This window comes from Streptomyces chilikensis (assembly GCF_001642695.1).
GTDB lineage: Bacteria > Actinomycetota > Actinomycetes > Streptomycetales > Streptomycetaceae > Streptomyces > Streptomyces chilikensis.
This window is the reverse complement of the sequence record NZ_LWCC02000112.1, coordinates 1-1445: the sequence shown is the minus strand read 5'-3', so window position 1 is coordinate 1445 and position 1445 is coordinate 1. Positions and strand designations below refer to the sequence as shown.

Genomic DNA, 1445 nt, shown 5'->3' with positions numbered 1-1445 from the left:
GCCGGCCCGTTTCCGCACGTCTTCGCCCCGCCGGCCCGAAGGGCGCCGTGGCGGGTGTCCGAAACGCGTGTCCGAAAACGATGTGTGAAGCGGCTGTGGGGATTTGCCGTGGTGGAACCGCCGGGCCGGAAGCGGAGGGGCGTGTTCCGGCCAGGGGCGAATGGGACGGCGGGTGAGGAGAGGGGAACGCACGAACGCCCGTTGCTGCATACGCGGGGTTTCGCTGAGCAGGGGGTCTGTGACCCGAGCGGGTGGGGAATGCGCTTGGCGACGCCGTCCTCGTCGGGCGGCCGAAAGGCACCCTTGCGCGGCTCGGTCGCCCGGCCGAATACTCCCTGCAGCGCTTGTCAGGAGCACGGCGAGTCCGGCAATCCCGGTCGCCCGTGCCACCCGGCTGCGCCTCACGGGCCCGCGCCCCCACAAGCGGGCCCCCAACTTCCCAAGTGGAGGAACGACCAGTGAGGATCAAGCGCACGACCCCCAACGGCGTCACGAGACGAACCCGTCTGCTCGCCGTGGCCACCGGCCTGGTGGCCGCCGCCGCCATCGCGGTGCCCTCCGCCAGTGCCGACGAAGTCGCCACCTTCAGCACCAGTGAACTCAGCTCGGCCAGTGGCGCGGTCCTGGAAGCCGACATCCCGGGTACCGCCTGGGCCGTCGACGCCAAGACGAACCGGGTGGTCGTCACCGTCGACAGCACGGTGTCCCAGGCGGAGATCAACAAGATCAAGGCGGAGGCCGGCGACAAGGCCGACGCGCTGACCATCAAGCGCACCGCGGGCAAGTTCCAGAAGTACATCTCCGGCGGCGACGCCATCTACTCGGGGTCGGGCCGCTGCTCCCTCGGGTTCAACGTCCAGGACAGCGCCGGCAACTACTACTTCCTGACCGCCGGTCACTGCACCGAGGGCGCCGGCACCTGGTACTCGAACTCGGGACGGACCACGGTCCTCGGCTCCACCGCCGGCACCAGCTTCCCGAACAACGACTACGGCCTCGTCCGGTACACGAACTCCTCGGTCACCAAGTCGGGCACGGTCGGCAGCGTGGACATCCGCAGCGCCGCCACGCCCACCGTCGGCACCACCGTCACGCGCCGGGGCTCCACCACGGGCACCCACAGCGGCCGGGTCACCGCGCTGAACGCGACCGTGAACTACGGTGGCGGCGACGTCGTCTACGGCATGATCCAGACCACGGTCTGCGCCGAGCCCGGCGACTCCGGCGGCCCGCTGTACTCGACCAGCGGTGTGGCCTACGGCCTCACCTCCGGCGGCAGCGGCAACTGCTCCACCGGTGGCACGACCTTCTTCCAGCCGGTCGTCGAGGCCCTGAACGCCTACGGGGTCCGCGTCTTCTGACCGGTCGCTCTTCCACATCCTCCTGGGAACCCCCCGCACGCGCCGCGTGCGGGGGGTTCCCGCTGTCCGGGCGGGGTGGGGAGG

The 1445-nt window shown here is 70.7% G+C and carries 1 protein-coding gene; it reads left to right on the top strand.

Annotated elements, in window-relative coordinates; translation table 11 throughout:
- The first annotated feature begins 458 nt into the window (after positions 1–458).
- On the top strand, positions 459–1361 hold the full coding sequence (locus A2U95_RS25120; RefSeq protein ID WP_166027068.1) for a S1 family peptidase: 903 nt from the start codon (positions 459–461) through the stop codon (positions 1359–1361).
- Positions 1362–1445 lie beyond the last annotated feature (84 nt).